The organism is Sinorhizobium sojae CCBAU 05684 (genome assembly GCF_002288525.1).
GTDB lineage: Bacteria > Pseudomonadota > Alphaproteobacteria > Rhizobiales > Rhizobiaceae > Sinorhizobium > Sinorhizobium sojae.
Window position 1 is genome coordinate 2,793,839 of sequence record NZ_CP023067.1, and the last position, 20,377, is coordinate 2,814,215.

Genomic DNA, 20,377 nt, shown 5'->3' on the forward strand with positions numbered 1-20,377 from the left:
AGAGCGATGGTTCCGATGCTCTACGACATCAACCTGAAGATCACTTATCGCTATGAGGTTCCGGTCAGCGGCGGGCGCCATCTCGTCCGGGTCCTGCCCGTCTCGATCCCGGGGCGCCAGCGGCTCATCGCAGGGTCGGTTACCTGCCAGCCGGCACCGTTCGAGCGCTCTGAAAGCGTCGATTTTTTCGCCAATCCGACCACCACCATTCTGTTCCGTTCGGCCCACGACGATTTGGTCATCCGCATGCAGGCGCGCGTGCAGGCGGAGCCAACCGCGCTCTCAGCCGATCTTTCGCCGTCGCTTGCCGCCCTGCCGGCGGAGCTTGCCGCCTGCTGGTCCGTCGACGCCAAATCCCCCCATCATTTCCTGGGGCCAAGCCCGCTGCTGGCGCAGGTCCCGGAGATCGCCGCCTATGCGCGCGAGATCGCGCGCGACGGGATGACGGTGCAGCAGATCGGCCTTGCCATCTGCGATCGCATCCATCGGGATTTCAGCTACGACACGGACGCGACGACCGTCACGACGACCCCGGCCGACGCATTCAAGCTGAAGGGCGGCGTCTGCCAGGACTTCACCCACGTGATGATCGTGGCGCTGCGCAGTCTCGGCATTCCGGCCGGCTATGTCAGCGGTTTCCTTAGAACCCTGCCGCCGCCCGGCAAGGAGCGGCTCGAAGGCGCCGACGCCATGCATGCCTGGGTGCGTTTCTGGTGCGGCACGACCGGCGGCTGGATGGAATTCGACCCGACGAACAACATGCCCGCCGGCACCGATCACATCGTCGTCGGCCATGGTCGCGACTATGGCGACGTGGCGCCGGTGATCGGCGTTCTGAAAAGCTACGGCAGCCAGACGACCGAACAGGCGGTCGACGTCATCCCCGTCGAATGATCCGAAATGGCACGAGCGTGCCAATTCCGAACGGAACGACCCTGCTTGATACCCCGCAGAAGCAACTGGATTTGCGGCGATCCGATAAAATTGCAACGAACAGGTGAACCAAGCGGTAACGCATCACCATTAGTGTCATGCCACGGAAACATACAACGTGTGGGGGCACGAACATGGAATGCGGATCCACTGCCTGCCGGTCATTTATGAAGATGTGGAAGGACCGGGGCGGCAACTTCGGCATGATGACGGCCTTGCTACTTGTGCCCATCGGAGCCACCGCGGGACTCGCCCTGGATTTCAGCGCCGCCCTCATGGCCAAGAGCGAGCTTCAGGGCGCCGCCGACGCGGCGGCTTTGGGTGCAATAGCCGAAACCTCCGCCGGCGTGACTGAAGCTCTTGAGATGTCTGGGAACGGGACCGTCCACTTGAGTGAGACGGACGCGTTTAAGTTCTTCAAGAGCCAGTTCGCTACGAATACCTATTTCACCCTGGTGGAATCGGACGCCAAAGTCATCAAGGAAGATAACAAACTGAAGGCGGTCTTCACCTACAGGGCGTCTGTACCGACGTCTCTGTCGAGAATCATCGGCAAGGATAGTATCGAGGTTTCCGGATCAGCTACCGCGGAATTCCAGACTGAAACATATCGCGATTTTTTCCTCTTGCTGGACAATACACCATCAATGGGCGTTGGGGCGACGCCAGCCGATGTTGCCACGATGGTCGCCAACACATCCGATAAGTGTGCCTTTGCTTGCCACATCGTCAAGAACGGATTCGAAGACAAGAACAGCTATTACAACCTGGCAAAGAAGCTCGGCGTAACTGTCCGTATCAACGTCGTCGCACAAGCGACTGCGAACCTAATGGACACTGCAATGGCGTCCCGCAAAAGCTCGAACCAGTACCGCATGGCGGTGTATACGTTCGGTCAAAAGGCAGAGGACACCAAGCTGCTGGAAGTCTCGCCGCTGACTGTCAACTTGTCCGACGCAAAAAAGAAGGCGTCGCTGATCGATCTGATGTCGATCCCCTACCAAGGCTACGACAACGATCAACAAACTGATTTCGACCGCGCCCTGACCCAGATCGCCACGAAGATGGGTGAGGCGGGCACCGGGCTGACCGCGAGCTCTCCGGAAAAGATCGTCTTCTTCGTCTCCGACGGAGTCGGCGACAGCTATAAGCCATCAACATGCACCAAGAAGACTACGAGTGGCCGCTGCCAAGAGCCGATCGATACGAAGCCCTGCGCAGCGCTGAAAGCGAAGGGCTACAAGATCGCCGTTCTATATACGACCTATCTGCCTCTTCCAACCAATGGCTGGTACAACACCTGGATCAAACCGTTCCAGTCGGAAATTGGCTCAAGAATGCAGGAGTGCGCAACCCCGGGTCTGTTCTTCGAGGTCTCTCCCACTGAAGGCATCAGTGACGCCATGAATGCCCTCTTCAGAAAGATAATCAACGCGCCCCGGTTGACCGGTTGAGTTACCGGTGAGTGCTGGTTTCTGCTCGTCCCAAGCGTCGAAGTCTAAAGCTGCCGCCCGGCTCACGCGGGCGGCATTTTGTCGTTGTGCAGTGGCATTAGATCGGTCCGACACGCATCACTTTGCATGCCGCGATAGGCGCATAGATCGCCGCGCGTTTCAGGCCAAATGCGTCTCGGACCCGTCCACATGTAAGTGCCCGCTGTTTTAATCCATTTAAAAACACCTGTTGCAAGCGTTTCGGATCGATGCATAAATTGCCTTGTCTACGGTCGGCTCCGGCCTTCGGTCTCCCAAATGCAACAAGGGTTTGACAGTTTTGATGATGAATCGGCTCTCCACGAACGAACTGCCGCAGCCCGCACTGAGGTCTTCCGAACCGGGCCAGCTCGCGGTCGAGATCCTGGAGCGCCTGAAGTATCGGATCGGCAAGGATCCGAAAGTCGCCAAACCGCATGACTGGCTCACGGCCGCCATTTTGGTCGTGCGCGACCGTGTCACCGATCGCTGGATGGACTCGACGCGCAAGACCTATTCGACCGGGGCCAAGCGGGTCTATTACCTCTCGCTCGAATTCCTCATCGGCCGCCTGATGCGCGACGCGATGACCAATATGGGCCTGATGGACGAGATGCGCGATGCGCTCGCCTCCCTCGGCGTCGATATTGATCTCGTTGCGCAGCTGGAGCCGGATGCCGCACTGGGCAATGGCGGCCTCGGGCGGCTCGCCGCCTGTTTCATGGAATCCATGGCGACCGTCGACGTGCCCGCCTATGGCTATGGCATCCGCTACATGCACGGCCTGTTCCGGCAGCAGATGGCCGAGGGCTGGCAGGTCGAACTGCCGGAAACCTGGCTGGCGCACGGCAACCCCTGGGAATTCGAACGCCGGGAAAGCTCCTACGAAATCGGCTTCGGCGGCAGCGTCGAAACCGTCAATGTCGACGAGGAAGTCCAGCGCTATGTCTGGAAGCCTGCGGAACGGGTGATCGCGACGGCCTTCGACACGCCGGCCGTCGGCTGGCGGGCGACGCGGGTCAACACGCTGAGGCTCTGGGCCGCACAGCCGATCGATCCGATCCTGCTCGACGCCTTCAATGCTGGCGACCACTTCGGCGCGCTGCGCGAAAGCAACAAGGCGGAGAGCCTGACACGCGTGCTCTATCCGGCCGACGCGACGCCGGCCGGACAGGAACTGCGGCTGCGGCAGGAATATTTCTTCTCATCCGCCTCGCTGCAGGACATCCTGCGCCGGCACCTGCAGCAATATCCGGATTTCACCTCATTGCCGGATGCCGTCGCCATCCAGCTCAACGACACGCATCCGGCCGTATCGGTGGCCGAACTCGTCCGCCTGCTGACGGACATCCATGGGCTCGATTTCGACCAGGCCTGGGACATAGCCCGGCGCACCTTCGCCTACACCAACCACACGCTTCTGCCGGAAGCGCTGGAAAGCTGGCCCGTACCGCTCTTCGAGCGGCTGCTGCCGCGCCACATGCAGATCGTCTACGCCGTCAATGCCAAGATCCTGATCGAGGCGCGCAAGCAGAAGCACGCGACGGACGAGGAGATCCGCAACATCTCGCTCATCGACGAGACCGGCGAGCGGCGCGTGCGCATGGGCAATCTCGCTTTCGTCGGCTCCCACTCGATCAACGGCGTCTCGGCGCTGCACACGGAGCTGATGAAGGAAACGGTTTTCGCCGACCTGCACCGGCTCTATCCCGACCGCATCAACAACAAGACCAACGGCATCACGCCGCGCCGATGGCTGATGCAATGCAATCCCGGTCTCTTCGCTCTTATCCGCGATGCGATCGGCGATGAGTTCATGGACGACACGGAGGCGCTGCAGGCGCTTGACGCCTTTGCCGACAAGGCCGATTTCCAAGAGCAGTTCGCCGCCGTCAAGCGCGCCAACAAGGTAAGGCTGGCAAAGCTGGTCCAGACGGGCCTCGGCATCCGGCTGGATCCATCGGCGATGTTCGACATCCAGATCAAGCGCATCCACGAATACAAGCGGCAATTGCTGAACATCATCGAGGCTGTCGCGCTTTACGACCAGATACGCTCGCACCCCGAGCTCGACTGGGTGCCGCGCGTCAAGCTTTTCGCCGGAAAGGCGGCACCGAGCTATCACAACGCCAAGCTCATCATAAAGCTTGCCAATGACGTCGCGCGCGTCATCAACAATGACCCGGCCGTGCGCGGCCTTCTGAAGGTCGTCTTCGTCCCGAACTACAATGTTTCGCTCGCGGAAGTGATGGTGCCCGCAGCCGATCTCTCAGAGCAGATTTCGACCGCCGGCATGGAAGCTTCGGGCACCGGCAACATGAAGTTTGCGCTCAACGGCGCGCTGACGATCGGCACGCTGGACGGCGCCAATGTCGAGATGCGCGACTGGGTCGGCGAGGAAAACATCAAGATCTTCGGCCTGACCGCCGAGGAGGTGGCGAAGGCACGAGCGGAAGGACACAATCCGCGCGCCGTCATCGAGGGCTCGCGCGAACTGTCACAGGCCCTCTCGGCCATTGCCTCCGGCGTCTTCTCGCCGGACGATCCCCACCGTTTCTCGGGTCTGGTCGACGGGCTCTACAACCATGACTGGTTCATGGTCGCGGCGGATTTCGAGGCCTATGCGAAGGCGCAGCGCGAGGTAGACCAGCTCTGGACCGGGCCCTCCGACTGGTATTCGAAGACGATACGAAACACGGCGCGTATGGGCTGGTTCTCGTCCGATCGGACGATCCGCCAATATGCCGAAGAGATCTGGAGAGCTGGATGAAGCTCTCGCCCGGCAAGGACACAGCCACACCCGCAGGGTCGGGCCTGCCGGCGCCGGAGATTGCGGCAATACTTTCCGGTAGCCACGGCAACCCCTTCGCCGTTCTGGGCGTGCACGCGACGGACAAGGCCTATATTGCCCGGTGCTTCATACCCGGCGCCGAGTCGGTCACCGCGGAAACGCTTTCCGGCAAGGAAATCGGCACGCTCAAGCGGCGCGACGATGCCGGCTTCTTCGAGGGCCTCGTTTCGCTCCGCAAGGAACAGCCGATCCGCTACCGCGCCCGCAACGAGGGCGGCGAATGGATCGTGGTCGACGCCTATAGCTTCGGCCCGGTGCTTGGGCCGATGGATGACTACTACATACGCGAAGGCTCGCATCTCAGGCTCTTCGACAGAATGGGAGCCCATCAGATCACGCATGACGGTGCCGAAGGCTTTCACTTCGCCGTCTGGGCGCCGAATGCGCGCCGCGTTTCCGTGGTCGGCAGCTTCAACGATTGGGACGGGCGCCGCCACGTCATGCGCCTTCGCGCCGACACCGGCATCTGGGAAATCTTCATTCCGGGCGTGTCCGAAGGCGCTCGGTACAAATATGAAATCCTCGACCGCGAGGGCCAGCTGCTGCCCCTGAAGGCGGACCCATTCGCCCGCCGCTCGGAGTTGCGTCCCGATACGGCCTCGGTGACGACGGGCGAGATCGACCAGGTCTGGGAGGACGCGGCCCATCGCCGCCATTGGGAGGAGGTTGATCCACGCCGCCAGCCGATTTCGATCTATGAGGTTCATGCGGGCTCCTGGCAACGCGGCGACAATGGCGAGATGCTGACCTGGGACGAACTGGCGGAACGGCTGATCCCCTACTGTGTCGATATGGGCTTTACCCATATCGAGTTCCTGCCGATCTCCGAGTTCCCCTACGACCCGTCATGGGGCTACCAGACGACCGGGCTCTACGCGCCGACGGCGCGTTTCGGCGAGCCGGAGGGCTTCGCCCGTTTCGTCAACGGCTGCCACAAGGTCGGCATCGGCGTCATCCTCGACTGGGTGCCGGCGCATTTTCCGACGGACGAGCACGGGCTGCGCTGGTTCGACGGCACGGCGCTTTACGAGCATGAAGACCCACGCCAGGGTTTCCACCCCGATTGGAACACGGCGATCTACAATTTCGGCCGCGACGAGGTCGCCGCCTATCTCATCAACAATGCGCTCTACTGGGCCGAAAAGTTCCATGTCGACGGCCTGCGCGTCGATGCGGTTGCATCAATGCTCTACCTCGACTATTCGCGCCAGCCCGGTGAGTGGGTACCGAACGAATATGGCGGCAACGAGAATCTCGCGGCAGTACGCTTCCTGCAGACCATGAATACCCGGCTTTACGGCATCCACCAGGGCGTGCTGACGATCGCGGAGGAATCGACCTCCTGGCCGAAGGTCTCACACCCGGTCCACGCCGGCGGGCTCGGCTTCGGCTTCAAGTGGAACATGGGCTTCATGCACGATACGCTTCAATATCTCGCGCATGAGCCCGTCCACCGCAAGTTCCACCACAACGACATGACCTTTGGGCTGCTTTACGCCTTCAGCGAGAACTTCGTGCTGCCGCTCTCCCACGATGAGGTGGTGCACGGGAAGGGATCGCTGATTGCAAAGATGGCCGGCGACGACTGGCAGAAGTTCGCCAATCTCAGGGCCTATTACGCCTTCATGTGGGGCTATCCGGGCAAGAAGCTGCTCTTTATGGGGCAGGAGTTCGCCCAATGGCGGGAATGGTCGGAGGAGCGCGCACTCGACTGGAATCTGCTCGAATACAACCTTCACGAGGGCATGCGCCGCCTCGTGCGAGACCTGAACGGCACCTACCGGTCCAAGCCGGCGCTGCATGCCCGCGACTGCGAGGGCGAAGGCTTCGAGTGGCTAATCGCGGACGACCGCGACAATTCCGTCTTTGCGTGGCTGAGGAAGGCGCCCGGCGAGAAGCTCGTCGCAGTGGTCACGAATTTCACGCCGGTCTACCGGGAGAGCTACGACGTGCCGCTTCCGGTCGCAGGTCGCTGGCGGGAGATAGTCAATACGGATGCGGAAATCTATGGAGGGAGCGGCAAGGGCAACGGCGGTGCCGTTTATGCGGAGAGGAAACCGAGCGGAGTGACGGCTGCCACCATCACGCTGCCGCCTTTGGCGACGCTGATGCTGGAGCAGGACTAGGCTCAGGACCTAGCTGCCCGGCGGGCTCTTCCGCCGAGCGGTACAGGACGAAGTGACGTGGGCCGCGAGGCGTCGCATGTGGTCGCCGGGCAGTCCTCGACGACATGATCTTGGGGAGGACAAATGGTGGAGAAGCGTACACAACCTCTGGCTCGCGATGCCATGGCCTATGTGCTTGCCGGCGGACGCGGCAGCCGGCTCAAGGAACTGACCGATCGCCGCGCCAAGCCGGCCGTCCATTTCGGCGGCAAGGCGCGCATCATCGATTTCGCGCTGTCCAATGCGCTGAACTCCGGTATCCGCCGCATCGGCGTCGCGACGCAGTACAAGGCCCATTCGTTGATCCGGCACCTGCAGCGCGGCTGGAACTTCTTCCGGCCCGAACGCAATGAGAGCTTCGACGTCCTGCCGGCGAGCCAGCGCGTCTCCGAAACGCAATGGTATGAGGGTACCGCCGACGCGGTCTACCAGAACATCGATATCATCGAGGACTACGGCGTCGAGTACATGGTGATTCTCGCCGGCGACCATATCTACAAGATGGACTACGAGTTGATGCTGCAGCAGCACGTCGATTCCGGCGCCGACGTCACCATCGGCTGCCTGGAAGTGCCGCGCATGGAAGCGACCGGCTTCGGCGTAATGCATGTCGACACCGAAGACCGGATCATCGCCTTCGTCGAAAAGCCGGCCGATCCGCCCGGCATTCCGGGCAATCCGGATATGGCATTGGCGTCCATGGGCATCTACGTCTTCCACACCAAGTTCCTGATGGACATGCTGCGCCGCGATGCAGCCGATCCCAAGTCGAGCCGGGACTTCGGCAAGGACATCATCCCTTATATCGTCGAACACGGCAAAGCAGTGGCGCACCGTTTCACCCACTCCTGCGTGCGCTCGGATTTCGAACGGGAGGCCTATTGGCGGGACGTCGGCACGATCGACGCCTATTGGCAGGCCAATATCGACCTCACCCATGTGACTCCGGAACTCGACATCTACGACAGCACATGGCCGGTCTGGACTTTTGCCGAGATCAAGCCTCCGGCAAAATTCGTCCATGACGATGAGGACCGCCGCGGCTCGGCAACCTCCTCGCTCGTCTCGGGCGATTGCATCATTTCAGGCGCCATGCTCAACAGGAGCCTCTTGTTCACCGGCGTCAGGATCAATTCATATTCCAGACTCGAAAATGCCGTAGTTCTTCCCGACGTAACGGTTGGACGGCACTCCATCCTGCGCAACGTCGTCATCGACAGCCGCGTAACCATCCCCGAAGGGCTGGTCGTCGGCGATGATCCGGTGCTCGATGCCAAACGCTTCCGCCGCAGCGAGAACGGCGTTTGCCTGATCACGCAACCGATGATCGACAAGCTGGGAATGTAGGTCTTAAGTCGCATGAATGTTCTGTCCGTTGCGTCCGAAGTCTTTCCCCTGGTCAAGACCGGGGGACTCGCCGACGTGGTCGGTGCGCTGCCCTCAGCTCTTCTTCCGCACGGCATCCGGATACGCACGCTGGTGCCCGGCTATCCCGCCGTACTGCACAAGCTGAAAAAGAAGAAAGCCGTCGGCAGCATCGGTAACCTCTTCGGCCATCCTGCCCGGGTGCTCGCAGCAGACTATGACGGCCTGGATCTGCTCGTCCTCGATCAGCCGGCGCTTTATGCCCGCGACGGCGGCCCTTATCTCGACACGACGGGACGCGATTATCCGGATAATTTTCGCCGCTTCGCCGCCCTCTCGCTGGCGGCGGCGGAAATCGCCAGCGACAGTGTCGTCCCGGGCTGGAAGCCGGATCTCGTCCACGTGCATGACTGGCAGACCGCGCTGACGCCGGTCTACATGCGCTTCGGTTCCGCGGCCGACATACCGACCGTTATGACAATTCACAACATCGCCTTCCAAGGCCAATTCGGCGCGTCCGTCTTTCCGGAACTGTCGCTGCCGCCCGAAGCCTTCTCGATGCAGTTCTTAGAATACTATGGCGATGTTGGCTTTCTGAAAGGCGGATTGCAGACGGCGACCGCCATCACGACCGTCAGCCCGTCCTACGCGCAGGAAATCCTGACGCCGGAATTCGGCATGGGGCTTGAGGGGCTCCTGGCAAGCCGTGTCGCCAGCCTGAGCGGGATCGTCAACGGTATCGACGCCGCGACATGGAATCCCGAATCGGACCCTCATATCCCCCAGAATTACGCTCCCGGCACGCTCAAGCGGCGGGCAGCAAACCGCAAGGCGCTGGAGGAGCGCTTCGGGCTCGACAAGGGCCCGGGGCCGATCTTCTGCGTCATCAGCCGCCTCACCTGGCAGAAAGGCATGGACCTGCTGGCCCAGGTGACCGACGACATCGTCGCGCTCGGTGGCAGGCTCGTCGTGCTCGGTTCGGGCGACGCGGCGCTCGAAGGCGCGCTCATGGCCGCCTCCTCGCGCCATCGCGGCCATATCGGCATGGTGACCGGCTATGACGAACCACTTTCGCATCTGATGCAGGCGGGTTCCGACGCGATCCTCATTCCGTCGCGCTTCGAACCCTGCGGACTGACGCAGCTCTATGGTTTGCGTTATGGTTGCGTGCCGATCGTCGCGCGCACCGGCGGCCTGACCGACACGGTGATCGACGCCAACGAGGCGGCGCTGGCGGCCAGGGTCGCGACCGGCTTCCAGTTCCAGCCGGTCACGGCGGACGGCCTGCGTCTCGCGATTCGGCGCGCAATGCATGCATACAAAGAGCCGAAAGTGTGGGCACGCTTGCAGAACCAGGGCATGAAGTCCGACGTTTCTTGGGCGAAGAGTGCGGAACGCTACGCTTCGCTCTATTCCGGTCTTCTCGCGAAAGGCTAAGACAGATGATGATAACCGTCTCCACAAACCCCTATGGCGACCAGAAACCCGGGACTTCCGGCCTGCGCAAGAAAGTTCCGGTTTTCCAGCAGAAGAACTACGCCGAGAACTTCATCCAGTCCATTTTCGATTCGCTCGAGGGCTATCAGGGCGAGACGCTGGTGATCGGCGGCGATGGCCGCTACTACAACCGCGAAGTGATCCAGAAAGCGATCAAGATGGCCGCGGCAAACGGCTTCGGCCGCGTGCTCGTCGGCCGCGGCGGTATCCTGTCGACGCCGGCCGCCTCCAACGTCATCCGTAAATACAAGGCTTTCGGCGGCATCGTACTGTCGGCGAGCCACAATCCTGGCGGCCCGACCGAGGACTTCGGCATCAAGTACAATGTCGGTAACGGCGGCCCGGCGCCTGAAAGGGTGACCGATGCGATCTTCGCCCGCACGCAGGCGATCGACAGTTACAGGATCGCCGACGTTCCCGACGTCAACCTCGATGTGGAAGGCACGCAGCATGTCGAGGACATGGCGGTGACGGTGATCGATCCCGTCGCGGACTATGCCGAACTGATGGAGAGCCTGTTCGATTTCGCGGCGATCCGCGCGCTGATTGCCGGCGGTTTCCGCGTCGCCTTCGATGCAATGAGCGCCGTCACCGGCCCTTACGCCAAGGAAATCCTCGAGAAGCGGCTTGGTGCACCGAAGGGCTCGGTGATGAACTTCATCCCGCTGCCGGATTTCGGCGGCCATCATCCGGATCCGAACCTCGTCCATGCGCGCGCGCTCTACGAGACGATGATGGCGCCGGACGCGCCCGATTTCGGCGCCGCCTCCGACGGCGACGGCGACCGCAATCTCATCATCGGCAGAGGGATCTTCGTCACGCCCTCAGACAGTCTAGCCATCCTTGCTGCCAATGCGCATCTGGCTCCGGGTTACGCCAAGGGCCTTGCCGGCATCGCCCGCTCCATGCCGACAAGCGGTGCGGCCGACCGTGTCGCTGAAAAACTCGGCATCGGCCTGTATGAAACCCCGACCGGGTGGAAATTCTTCGGCAATCTGCTCGACGAGGGGCTAGCGACGATCTGCGGAGAGGAAAGCGCCGGTACCGGCTCGAATCATGTGCGCGAGAAGGACGGGCTCTGGGCGGTGCTGCTCTGGCTCAACATCCTGGCGGCGCGCAAGGAAAGCGCGCTCGATATCGTGCAGAAGCACTGGGCGACCTATGGCCGCAATTATTATTCGCGCCACGACTACGAAGCCGTCGATACCGACGCGGCGAACGGGCTGATGGCGGCGCTGAGAGAAAAACTCGCCGACCTTCCCGGCAAGAGCTTCGGTGCGCTAAAGGTCGAGGCCGCCGACGACTTCTCCTATCACGATCCGGTCGACAAGTCGGTGAGCAAAAATCAGGGTGTCCGCGTTCTGTTCGAGGGCGGATCGCGGGTCGTCTTTCGCCTTTCGGGCACCGGGACCTCTGGCGCGACGCTGCGCGTCTATATCGAGCGCTACGAGCCGGACCCGGAGCGCCACGATCTCGACACGCAGGCCGCCTTGGCCGACCTGATCGCCGTTGCCGACGAGATGGCGGAGATCAAGACGCGCACCGGCCGTGAAGAGCCGAGCGTGATCACCTGAGATGTTATAGGCCCGCTTCCTGCGGCCTCATCTCTGCGCCCCTTTACCCCTCCGGTCTACCGGCCATCTCCCCACCAGGGGGGAGAAAGGATGTGGCATCCATTGCGTCTCCTCCGAAGCACTCCGACTGTAGAAGCTTTAAGTTGAAGCGAGTGGCAAACCGCACATTTTCTCCCTTTGTGGGGAGGTGACCGACAGGCCAGCGGGGGCTTAGACAACGGCTGTACCTGCAGGACATTTTCAAGAAGGGGCGTGCTTCATGCCGACGACCGGAATTCCACCTCTCGGCGTGACCCGTACACCCGACGGCACACGCTTTGCCGTCTGGTCGCACAATGCCGCCCGGGTCGACCTCTGCCTGTTCGACAAGACGGGGAGCAAGGAACTGCATCGCCTGCCGCTGCGGCGCAACGGCGACGTGCACAGCCTCGCTCTCTCCGACGTGCCCCTCGGCACGCGCTATGGACTTCGCGCCGACGGGATCTATTCGCCGGAGCATGGGCTTTGGTTCGACCCCTCGAAGCTCCTGGTTGATCCTTATGCGGTGGAACTCGACCGCCCCTTTCGCCATGATCTCCGGCTGACGATCCATGGCGAAGAAACGGCGGATCTGGTACCCAAGGCGATCGTCACGGAATTCAGGCCGGTCAAACCGAAGCGGCCGCTCTTCCAGCCGGGCGGATTGATCTATGAGATCGCCGTCAAGCCGTTCACGGTCCTCCATCCGGACGTTCCGGAAAAAAAGCGCGGGACCGTGGCCGCACTTGCCGAACCGGTCGTCATCGAGCACCTGACGCGACTCGGCGTCTCCGCGGTCGAACTCATGCCGGTCGTTGCCTGGATCGACGAGCGGCACCTGCCGCCCCTCGGCCTCCACAATGGTTGGGGCTACAACCCGATTGCGCCAATGGCGCTCGATCCAAGTCTCGCCCCTGGCGGCATCAAGGAACTGCGCAGGACCGTGGAAGCCCTGCACGGGGCGGGCATCGGCGTCATCCTCGACCTCGTCTTCAATCATTCCGGCGAGAGCGATCGGCATGGCACCACGCTCTCCATGCGCGGGATCGACAATCTCACCTATTACCGGCATGCGATCGATCAGCCTGGAGAACTGATCAACGACACAGGCTGCGGCAACACGATCGCCTGCGACCACCCGGTTGTGCAGGCGCTCATCCTCGACAGTCTACGCCATTTTGTACGCGCCGCCGGTGTCGACGGGTTCCGCTTCGATCTTGCCTCCATTCTTGGCCGCGACATGAGCGGGTTCCGCCGCAATGCCGCGCTCTTGCAGGCGATGGCCACCGATCCGGTGCTGAGCGATCGTGTTCTCATCGCCGAGCCTTGGGACACCGGACCCGGCGGATATCAGCTCGGCAATTTCCCGGATGTCTTCCTCGAATGGAACGACCGGGCGCGCGATGATATCCGCCGCTACTGGCGCGGCGACCGGCATACGATCGGCGCATTTGCTACGGCGCTGGCGGGTTCCTCCGACACCTTTTCGCGCTGGGGTGAAACAAGCACGCGCAGCCTCAACTTTATCGCCGCCCATGACGGCTTCACGATGATCGATCTCGTCTCCTACGCATGCAAGCACAATGAGGCGAACGGCGAAGGCAATCGCGACGGCCATGACGAGAACCATTCATGGAACAACGGCGTCGAGGGGCCGACCGAAGATCCGGAGCTACTGACAGCACGCCGAAATGACGTCATGGCTCTGATCGGTACCCTGTTTGCCTCCCGCGGCACGATCATGTTGACCGCGGGCGACGAAGGCGGGCACAGCCAGCACGGCAACAACAATGCCTATGCGCAGGACAACAGGATCACATGGCTCGACTGGGGCCAGCTCGACCAGCAGATGATCGACCGCACGGCTGCACTCTCCGCCATGCGCCGCCGCTTCCGAGTTTTCGCCGAAACGACCTTCTTCACCGGCAGGGATGACGTCGCCTGGCTCCGCCTCGACGGCCGCGCCATGACGGTCGAGGATTGGGAGCACCCGGCGACCGACAATCTGATCATGATGCTTACGACAGAGGATGAGATGCAGAAGCGGTTCACGCGACTTGCCGTCGTGATCAATCGCAGCCACGCACCGCATCCTTTGCAGTTGCCTCCAAGCCTCGACGGCGAATGGCGCGACGCACTCACGGGGGCCGCACTTGGAGCCCTCGCCCCTGCCCGCTCCGTCAACTTTCTCGTCGAGGTTTTCTAAAGTTTTACCACCACTTGCTAGGCTTGGGCCGAGCGGCCTATAGATCGGCTGCAAGGCTTCCTCAGGACGAATACATGCCGCAAGAAATTTCGCTTTCCGATGTCAAGAACCTGGTCGGCAAAGAGATCGGCGTCTCCGATTGGATTACCGTGACGCAGAAGACCATCGACAACTTCGCCGAGGCGACGGGCGACTTCCAGTTCATCCACACCGACCCGGTTCGCGCGGCAGCGGAGACGCCCTTCGGCGGCACGATCGCGCATGGTTTCCTCTCGCTCTCGCTGCTTTCGGCGATGAACTACAATTGCCTGCCGAAGATCCGTGAGCAGACGATGGGCATCAATTACGGCTTCGACAAGGTGCGCTTCATGGCGCCGGTCAAGAGCGGCGCACGGGTGCGCGGCCGTTTTACCATGGCCGATGCCCGCTTCCGCGGCGCCGGCATGCTGATGATCACCTATGACGCGACGGTGGAGATCGAAGGCGAGAGGAAGCCGGCGCTGACTGCGATCTGGCAGACCATCATACAGTTCGACCCGAAGGACCGGCCTGCCGATGCGTGACGAGCGATCGGCCGAGAACGGCGTTCGCCGTGCCGACGCCTCATCATTCTTTGTCAGTTGCCTTCCGGAGCCGCCCAGCCGCAACCCGTCCGCGTGAGGCCGCCCTGACCAGCTTGCGAAAGTTCGGGCATTCAAGGTGACTCACTGCTGGACAGTCGGCGACGTGGCGAAGCGCATCCCGCAATGCTCGGAGGTCCGCCAACTGCCTCTGCAGGGCGTCCGCCTTGGCGTGCAGGTCGGCACGAGGAATAGCAAGTTGGCCGTTCCGACCGAACATTCCGGCGATCTCGGTGAGGCCGAAGCCCCCTGACTTCCCAAGATCGATCAGCGCCAGCTTGAGGAGAACATCGGCATCGAATTGCCGCCGCAGTCCGCGCCTGCCATGGGAACTGATCAGCCCGATTTCCTCGTAATAGCGCAGCGTCGAAGGCGGGACGCCTGAGCGCCGAGCGACCTCGCCGATGTCGAGAAGATTCATGCTTGACCTCAAGTTGGCTTGAAGTGGCAGTCTCCTCCGCATCGGTGATTTCAGCAAGAGGAAAATCCATGGACAGCTTCGGAACTGCAGCGAAAAAGGCGGTCTGGCGGGATGCGCGGGCCGTCGCACTCCTGATGGCGGCAATGCTCACGACCATGGCGAACGCAACCATCAGTCCCGCCCTGCCGGGGCTTCAGCGCCTCTTCGCGGAGGATCCGTATGCGGAGATACTGACACGCCTGCTCGTCCCTGCCCCTTCGTTAAGCGTCGCGCTCAGCGCGCCGATTGCAGGATTGGCAGCCGATCGCTTCGGACGGCGACGGCTGCTGCTCCTGGGCGTGACTATGTTCGTGATTGCGGGAAGTGCCGGCCTTTTCCTCCCGGACCTGCCGACGATTTTCATCAGCCGCCTTGTCCTGGGTCTTGCGGTCGGCCTGATCATGACGGCACAAACGGCACTTATCGGAGACTATTTCTCGGGTGTCGAGCGAAGCGCATTGACGGGTTTGCAGATCTCGGCGCGCAACTTCGGCGGACTCCTCTTCATCACGCTGGCCGGATGCGTGGCGCTCATTTCACCCCGGATGCCTTTCGCTATCTATGCCCTTGCCATCCTCTTGCTGCCCCTGATGTGGAGGGTCATTGTCGATGCCTCGCCGCCATCGCCAGGGCAGAGTATCGGTGCGGCCGCGAGAACAGAAGGCAAGTCCTGGCGTCTGTTCTTTTCCGGGCTCGTCTTGCTCCAGGCGCTGACGAATTTGCTCTTCTTCATCGTCCCGACGCAGTTGCCGTTTTTCTTCGATTCGTATGGCCATGGCGGCGGAGTCACCACCGGTGCGGCTCTTGGCACGCTCATGCTGGCGGGCGGTGTCTTCGCTCTGCTCTATCCTCGGCTCTACCGGGCATCCGGCTATGCCGGCGTGTTCATTCTCGGCTATACAGCGATGGGCGTCGGCTTTGCCCTTCTGATCGTCGGGGCGGTGGGCCCGCTTTCCTTTGCCGGGGCCGCTTCGATCGGTGCCGGTTATGCGATCGTCTCGCCCACTTTCGTCGCCCTCCTGCTCAATCTCGCGCCGGCTCGGCGGCGAGGACTGGCAGGTGGCATCCTGACGGCTTCGGTATTCATCGGGCAATTCTGCTCGCCGCTGCTCAGCACGCCGGCGATTTCGGCCTTCGGCTACGAAGGCCTGTTTGGCGGAACCGCCTTGATCCTGGCGACGATGGCTCTCGCGGCAGTGGTTTGCGCAGCGCTAACGCGCCTGCGCTCGGGATTGAGACCCGCCGCATCGTCATGAAGCGCTACAGCGCCGCGCGTCTTCTCAGACGCGCGGCGCTGTAGCGCTTTGGACGACGCATCGACTTGGTTCAGTGCCCCGCGTCTACGGCACCCTCTGAAAGCAGACCGAAGACGAAGGGCGCGAACGACCGCCAGCATTCGACCCGGAACGTGTCTTCAGCCGTGCGTAAGAGGACGATTTCGGCCTTGCCGAAAATCGTGCGCGAGCAGGCGCCGACCGGAAAGAGGCGGAGCGACAGGTCCTGCGGGCAGCCGCTGTTGACCGCGACCTCCGCGCCCGGACCGCTGACGATCACGGCGGTGTTGCGATGGGAGACATCGGCCGCCGAGTGCAGCGTGCCGCTCGAAGCGGCCGCCGCCATCAAATCGGCGCCATCCTCGTCGATCACCAGCCATTCGTCGGGCCCGAGCCAGAGCGCGTGTCGCGTGCCGGCCGAGGCGGACGTCTTCGCCCGCACCGGCAGCGTGACGCCGAGCGCAGCGGAGAGGGCGGCAACCGACTCTGCCGGGGCGCGCAGCGCCAGCCTCGAGGTCGGAGCTGCCGGAGTGATCATCGCCGCCGGCGAGCCGCCGCGGAGCCCCTCGAGCGGAGCCTTGCGAGTTGCCATTGCCTGGTCAGCCATGGAGGCGACCTCCTTCCTTGTCAAAGAATACCATGTCGCTCACTTCGACGGCGATCGTGCGATCCGCCATCGGTACGTAAAGCGTCTGCCCGAGGCGCGCGCGGCCGCCCGCGACCAGCGCCATTGCAATCGAACGGCCGCAATTCGGCGACCAGTAAGACGAGGTCACATGACCGAGCATGGTCATCGGCTTCGGCTCGTTCGGATCGGCGACGATCTGCGCCCCTTCCTCCAATACCACCTTCGGATCTTTGGTGAGCAATCCGACGAGCTGTTTGCGGCCGTCCTTGACGAGATCAGGCCGCTTCAGGCCGCGAATGCCGACGAAGTCCGGCTTCTTCTTCGAGACCGCCCAGGAGAGTCCTGCGTCGTCCGGCGTGACAGTGCCGTCCGTGTCCTGGCCGACGATTATGTAGCCCTTCTCGGCGCGCAGGACGTGCATGGTCTCGGTGCCGTAGGCGCAGGCGCCCATCGGTTCGGCCCGGGCCCAGATTGCTTCCCATACAGCCTGGCCATAATCGGCCGGGACATTGACTTCGAAACCGAGCTCGCCCGTAAACGACATGCGGAAGAGCCGCGTCGGCACGCCGCAGATGCGACCCTCCGCAACGCTCATATGCGGCAAGCCTTCGTTCGACAGATCGATGCCTTCGACCAGCGGCGCGATGATCTCGCGCGCCTTCGGGCCCTGCACGGCGATGACCGCCCATTGCTCGGTCGTCGAAGTGAGCCACACCTTGAGATGCGGGAATTCCGTTTGCAGGTAGTCTTCCATGTGATGGAGAACGCGCGGCGCACCGCCGGTCGTCGTCGTCACATGGAAGCGATCCTCGGCAAGCCGGCCGACGACGCCGTCGTCATAGATGAAGCCGTCGTCGCGCAGCATGATGCCGTAGCGGCAGCGGCCGGGCTTCAGATTGTCCCAGGCATTCGTATACATGAGATTGAGGAACTTGGCGGCGTCGGGGCCGACCACCTCGATCTTGCCGAGCGTCGAGGCATCGAAGATCCCGGCGACGTCGCGAACGGTCTTGCATTCGCGGGCGACCGCCTCATGCATGGTCTCGCCGGCCCGCGGATAGTACCAGGCACGCTTCCAGTTGCCGACATCCTCGAATTCGGCGCCCCGCGCCTCCTCCCAGGCATGCATCGGCGTCTTGCGGGCCGGGTCGAACAGGCTGCCGCGCGAGTGGTTGACGATGGTACCGAAGGTCACCGGCGTATAGGGCTGGCGGAAAGTCGTGAGCCCCACCGCCGGGATTTCCTTGCCGAGCGCTTCCGCCGCGATCGCAAGCCCGTGCATGTTGGAGAGCTTGCCCTGATCGGAGGCCATGCCATTCGTCGTGAAGCGCTTGATGTGCTCGATCGAGTGCATGCCCTCGCGGACGGCGAGGCGAATGTCCTTGGCGCAGACATCGTGCTGGAAGTCGATGAAGGCCTTGACCGTCTTGTCGGCGCCGGCCCCTTCAGCCGCGCCGATCATGCCGCCCGTCCACTCGAAGGCATTCTTGCCGGACAGGGCCACCTGTGCGCCGCCGTCGGCGCCGGCAGCGCGTGCGGTCAGTTCGCCTGCGGCAAGCGCCTCGTCGATCGTCGCCTGCAGGTCGTCAGTGCCGTTGCAAGCGCCGACCGAGAGGCAGTCCTGCGCGTAGATGCCCGGCAGGAAGCGCTCCGTCGCCGCGTCGAACTTCACCTTGCCGCGCGACTGCGAGAAGAGGTGTACCGACGGCGTCCAGCCGGCCGAGACCAGAAGCGCGTCAACGGCAATCTTGCGCTGGCCGCCGCCACCGTTGCGGGCGACGCTGATGGAGGCGACCCGGAGCTTGCCGCTAGTGTCCACGACGGAGTGGCCGGTCAGCACTTCAATGCCGAGGTTGCGGGCTTGTTGAAGCACCGCCTCGCCGGGTTTTTCGCGGCAATCGACGATCGCGGGAACCGCAACGCCTGCCCTCTTAAGGTCGAAGGCAGCCTCGTAGGCGGAATCATGCGCGGTATAGACGCCGACGCTCTTCCCGACGGCCACGCCGAAATGGTTGAGATAGGTGCGGCCGGCCGACGCCAGCATGATGCCCGGGCGGTCGTTGTTGGCGAAGACCATGTGGCGCTCGATCGCGCCATTTGCGAGGATCACCTTTTTCGCCCGCACCTGCCAGAGCCGCTCGCGTGGCAGCGCCTTTTCCGGCGCAGCGAGATGATCGGTCACGCGCTCGACGAGAGCGACGTAGTTGTGGTTGTAATAGCCGAAGGCGGTTGTGCGCGTCAGCAGCCTGACATTGTCCATGTCGGCGAGCGCCTTGCCTGTGGCCTGCGCCCATTCGTAACCCGGCTGGCCGTCGATGAGGGTGCCGGTGTCGTAGTGAAGCGCACCGCCGACTTCAGCCTGCTCGTCGCACAGGATGACCTTGGCTCCGGCCTTGGCCGCGGCGACTGCCGCCGCCAGACCGGCTACGCCGGCGCCGACCACCAGCACGTCGCAATGGACGTAGCGGCTGGCATAGTGATCCGGATCGGCCTCTGTCGGCGTGACGCCGAGACCGGCCGCGCGGCGAATGAACGGCTCGTAGAGCTTATGCCACGCCGCCTTCGGCCACATGAAGGTCTTGTAGTAGAAGCCTGCAGCGAAGAATGGCGACAGGAAATTGTTGAATCCGCCGACGTCGAACGAGAGGGAGGGCCAGCGGTTCTGCGACGACACCTTCATGCCGTCGAAGACCTCCTGCACGGTCGCCCGCACGTTCGGCTGCCGGCGTGCGGCGTCACGCGAGACGTCGAGGAGTGCGTTCGGCTCTTCGGCACCCGCGGAAAGAATGCCGCGCGGGCGGTGATACTTGAACGAACGGCCGACGAGATGGATATCATTGGCCAGCAGTGCAGAGGCGACCGTGTCGCCTTCGAGTGCCGCCAGCGTCCGGCCGTCGAAGGTGAGGCGGGCCGTGCGCGCCGGCGTTAGGCGCCCCGCACCCGAAATGCGATTGACCCCGGTCATTGTGCTGCTCCTTCGAGGGCTTCGTAGGTTTCGACCGTTGCGGGCGTCTTCGGCTTCGCGTCGATATCCGGCTTCGGCTCGCCCGCCTTGTAGGTGGTGATGAAGCGGTCGCTCACCGTATCGCGGGCGGCATTGAAGAAGCGGCCGCAGCCATGCATGTGCCGCCACCTCTCGAAGATCACGCCCTTCGGGTTGTCTCGAAGGAAGAAATAAGCCTCGAACTCTTCGTCGCTGATCTCGGCCATGTTGGTCGGGCGGACGATATGGGCATCGCCGGCATTGCGGAATTCGAGCTCCGAGCGCTCTTCCTCGCAGTAAGGGCAATAAATCAGAAGCATCTGGAAAGTCC

The 20,377-nt window shown here is 62.7% G+C and carries 14 protein-coding genes; 10 read left to right on the forward strand and 4 right to left on the reverse strand.

All coding sequences use genetic code 11. The features are described 5' to 3' along the window. Positions 1-15 precede the first annotated feature (15 nt). From SJ05684_RS13680 to SJ05684_RS13720, 9 genes are all read left to right on the forward strand, one after another. On the forward strand, positions 16-894 hold the full coding sequence (locus tag SJ05684_RS13680; RefSeq protein WP_083846148.1) for a transglutaminase family protein: 879 nt from the start codon (positions 16-18) through the stop codon (positions 892-894). A 206-nt stretch (positions 895-1,100) separates the two neighbouring features. Further along, positions 1,101-2,387 carry a pilus assembly protein TadG-related protein gene (locus SJ05684_RS13685; RefSeq protein ID WP_034854975.1) on the forward strand — a complete coding sequence of 429 codons (1,287 nt, stop codon included), beginning with the start codon at positions 1,101-1,103 and terminating at the stop codon, positions 2,385-2,387. 322 nt (positions 2,388-2,709) lie between these two features. Beyond that, entirely contained in the window at positions 2,710-5,175 is a 2,466-nt protein-coding gene (locus tag SJ05684_RS13690; protein ID WP_085939073.1) for a glycogen/starch/alpha-glucan phosphorylase, read from the forward strand. Next, the gene (glgB, locus tag SJ05684_RS13695; protein WP_034854974.1) at positions 5,172-7,382 is read left to right on the forward strand and encodes a 1,4-alpha-glucan branching protein GlgB; all 2,211 of its coding nucleotides are present in this window, start codon (positions 5,172-5,174) and stop codon (positions 7,380-7,382) included. The genes SJ05684_RS13690 and glgB overlap by 4 nt, the downstream gene beginning before the upstream one ends. Positions 7,383-7,505: 123 nt before the next feature. Further along, positions 7,506-8,768: a glucose-1-phosphate adenylyltransferase gene (gene glgC, locus SJ05684_RS13700; RefSeq protein ID WP_034854973.1), complete on the forward strand. Its 1,263-nt coding sequence runs from the start codon at positions 7,506-7,508 to the stop codon at positions 8,766-8,768. A gap of 12 nt (positions 8,769-8,780) precedes the next feature. Then, on the forward strand, positions 8,781-10,223 hold the full coding sequence (glgA, locus tag SJ05684_RS13705) for a glycogen synthase GlgA (RefSeq protein WP_095694270.1): 1,443 nt from the start codon (positions 8,781-8,783) through the stop codon (positions 10,221-10,223). Between the two features lie 5 nt (positions 10,224-10,228). Continuing rightward, positions 10,229-11,857 (forward strand): alpha-D-glucose phosphate-specific phosphoglucomutase, encoded by a 1,629-nt coding sequence (locus SJ05684_RS13710; RefSeq protein ID WP_034854969.1) that lies wholly within the window; start codon positions 10,229-10,231, stop codon positions 11,855-11,857. Between the two features lie 259 nt (positions 11,858-12,116). Further along, positions 12,117-14,081 (forward strand): glycogen debranching protein GlgX, encoded by a 1,965-nt coding sequence (glgX, locus tag SJ05684_RS13715; protein ID WP_034854968.1) that lies wholly within the window; start codon positions 12,117-12,119, stop codon positions 14,079-14,081. Between the two features lie 74 nt (positions 14,082-14,155). Further along, positions 14,156-14,644 carry a MaoC family dehydratase gene (locus SJ05684_RS13720; RefSeq protein WP_034854967.1) on the forward strand — a complete coding sequence of 163 codons (489 nt, stop codon included), beginning with the start codon at positions 14,156-14,158 and terminating at the stop codon, positions 14,642-14,644. Positions 14,645-14,687: 43 nt separating this feature from the next. Here the strand turns inward: SJ05684_RS13720 and SJ05684_RS13725 are convergent, their stop codons facing one another. Beyond that, positions 14,688-15,122 carry a helix-turn-helix domain-containing protein gene (locus SJ05684_RS13725; protein WP_050980018.1) on the reverse strand — a complete coding sequence of 145 codons (435 nt, stop codon included), beginning with the start codon at positions 15,120-15,122 and terminating at the stop codon, positions 14,688-14,690. Positions 15,123-15,190: 68 nt separating this feature from the next. On the opposite strand from SJ05684_RS13725, the gene SJ05684_RS13730 reads away from it, so the two are divergent. After that, the gene (locus SJ05684_RS13730; RefSeq protein ID WP_034854966.1) at positions 15,191-16,417 is read left to right on the forward strand and encodes an MFS transporter; all 1,227 of its coding nucleotides are present in this window, start codon (positions 15,191-15,193) and stop codon (positions 16,415-16,417) included. 70 nt (positions 16,418-16,487) lie between these two features. Here SJ05684_RS13730 and soxG read toward each other — a convergent pair whose 3' ends face one another. Genes soxG through SJ05684_RS13745 form a run of 3 tightly spaced genes read right to left on the reverse strand, consistent with a single transcriptional unit; the run spans position 16,488 to position 20,366 of the window. Continuing rightward, complete coding sequence (soxG, locus tag SJ05684_RS13735) at positions 16,488-17,042, reverse strand: sarcosine oxidase subunit gamma family protein (protein ID WP_034854965.1); 555 nt, start codon at positions 17,040-17,042, stop codon at positions 16,488-16,490. Then, positions 17,035-20,028: a sarcosine oxidase subunit alpha gene (locus SJ05684_RS13740; protein WP_034854964.1), complete on the reverse strand. Its 2,994-nt coding sequence runs from the start codon at positions 20,026-20,028 to the stop codon at positions 17,035-17,037. The genes soxG and SJ05684_RS13740 overlap by 8 nt, the downstream gene beginning before the upstream one ends. Next, the gene (locus SJ05684_RS13745) at positions 20,025-20,366 is read right to left on the reverse strand and encodes a sarcosine oxidase subunit delta (RefSeq protein WP_034854963.1); all 342 of its coding nucleotides are present in this window, start codon (positions 20,364-20,366) and stop codon (positions 20,025-20,027) included. Before SJ05684_RS13745 ends, SJ05684_RS13740 begins: the two co-directional genes overlap by 4 nt. Between the last annotated feature and the right edge of the window lie 11 nt (positions 20,367-20,377).

What these genes read in the sequence shown, in the direction of transcription:
- SJ05684_RS13680 (WP_083846148.1), top strand. Translation starts at nt 16, where the DNA reads ATGCTCTACGACATCAACCTGAAGATCACTTATCGCTATGAGGTTCCG.
- SJ05684_RS13685 (WP_034854975.1), top strand. Translation starts at nt 1,101, where the DNA reads ATGAAGATGTGGAAGGACCGGGGCGGCAACTTCGGCATGATGACGGCC.
- SJ05684_RS13690 (WP_085939073.1), top strand. Translation starts at nt 2,710, where the DNA reads ATGATGAATCGGCTCTCCACGAACGAACTGCCGCAGCCCGCACTGAGG.
- glgB (WP_034854974.1), top strand. Translation starts at nt 5,172, where the DNA reads ATGAAGCTCTCGCCCGGCAAGGACACAGCCACACCCGCAGGGTCGGGC.
- glgC (WP_034854973.1), top strand. Translation starts at nt 7,506, where the DNA reads ATGGTGGAGAAGCGTACACAACCTCTGGCTCGCGATGCCATGGCCTAT.
- glgA (WP_095694270.1), top strand. Translation starts at nt 8,781, where the DNA reads ATGAATGTTCTGTCCGTTGCGTCCGAAGTCTTTCCCCTGGTCAAGACC.
- SJ05684_RS13710 (WP_034854969.1), top strand. Translation starts at nt 10,229, where the DNA reads ATGATGATAACCGTCTCCACAAACCCCTATGGCGACCAGAAACCCGGG.
- glgX (WP_034854968.1), top strand. Translation starts at nt 12,117, where the DNA reads ATGCCGACGACCGGAATTCCACCTCTCGGCGTGACCCGTACACCCGAC.
- SJ05684_RS13720 (WP_034854967.1), top strand. Translation starts at nt 14,156, where the DNA reads ATGCCGCAAGAAATTTCGCTTTCCGATGTCAAGAACCTGGTCGGCAAA.
- SJ05684_RS13725 (WP_050980018.1), bottom strand. Translation starts at nt 15,122, where the DNA reads ATGAATCTTCTCGACATCGGCGAGGTCGCTCGGCGCTCAGGCGTCCCG.
- SJ05684_RS13730 (WP_034854966.1), top strand. Translation starts at nt 15,191, where the DNA reads ATGGACAGCTTCGGAACTGCAGCGAAAAAGGCGGTCTGGCGGGATGCG.
- soxG (WP_034854965.1), bottom strand. Translation starts at nt 17,042, where the DNA reads ATGGCTGACCAGGCAATGGCAACTCGCAAGGCTCCGCTCGAGGGGCTC.
- SJ05684_RS13740 (WP_034854964.1), bottom strand. Translation starts at nt 20,028, where the DNA reads ATGACCGGGGTCAATCGCATTTCGGGTGCGGGGCGCCTAACGCCGGCG.
- SJ05684_RS13745 (WP_034854963.1), bottom strand. Translation starts at nt 20,366, where the DNA reads ATGCTTCTGATTTATTGCCCTTACTGCGAGGAAGAGCGCTCGGAGCTC.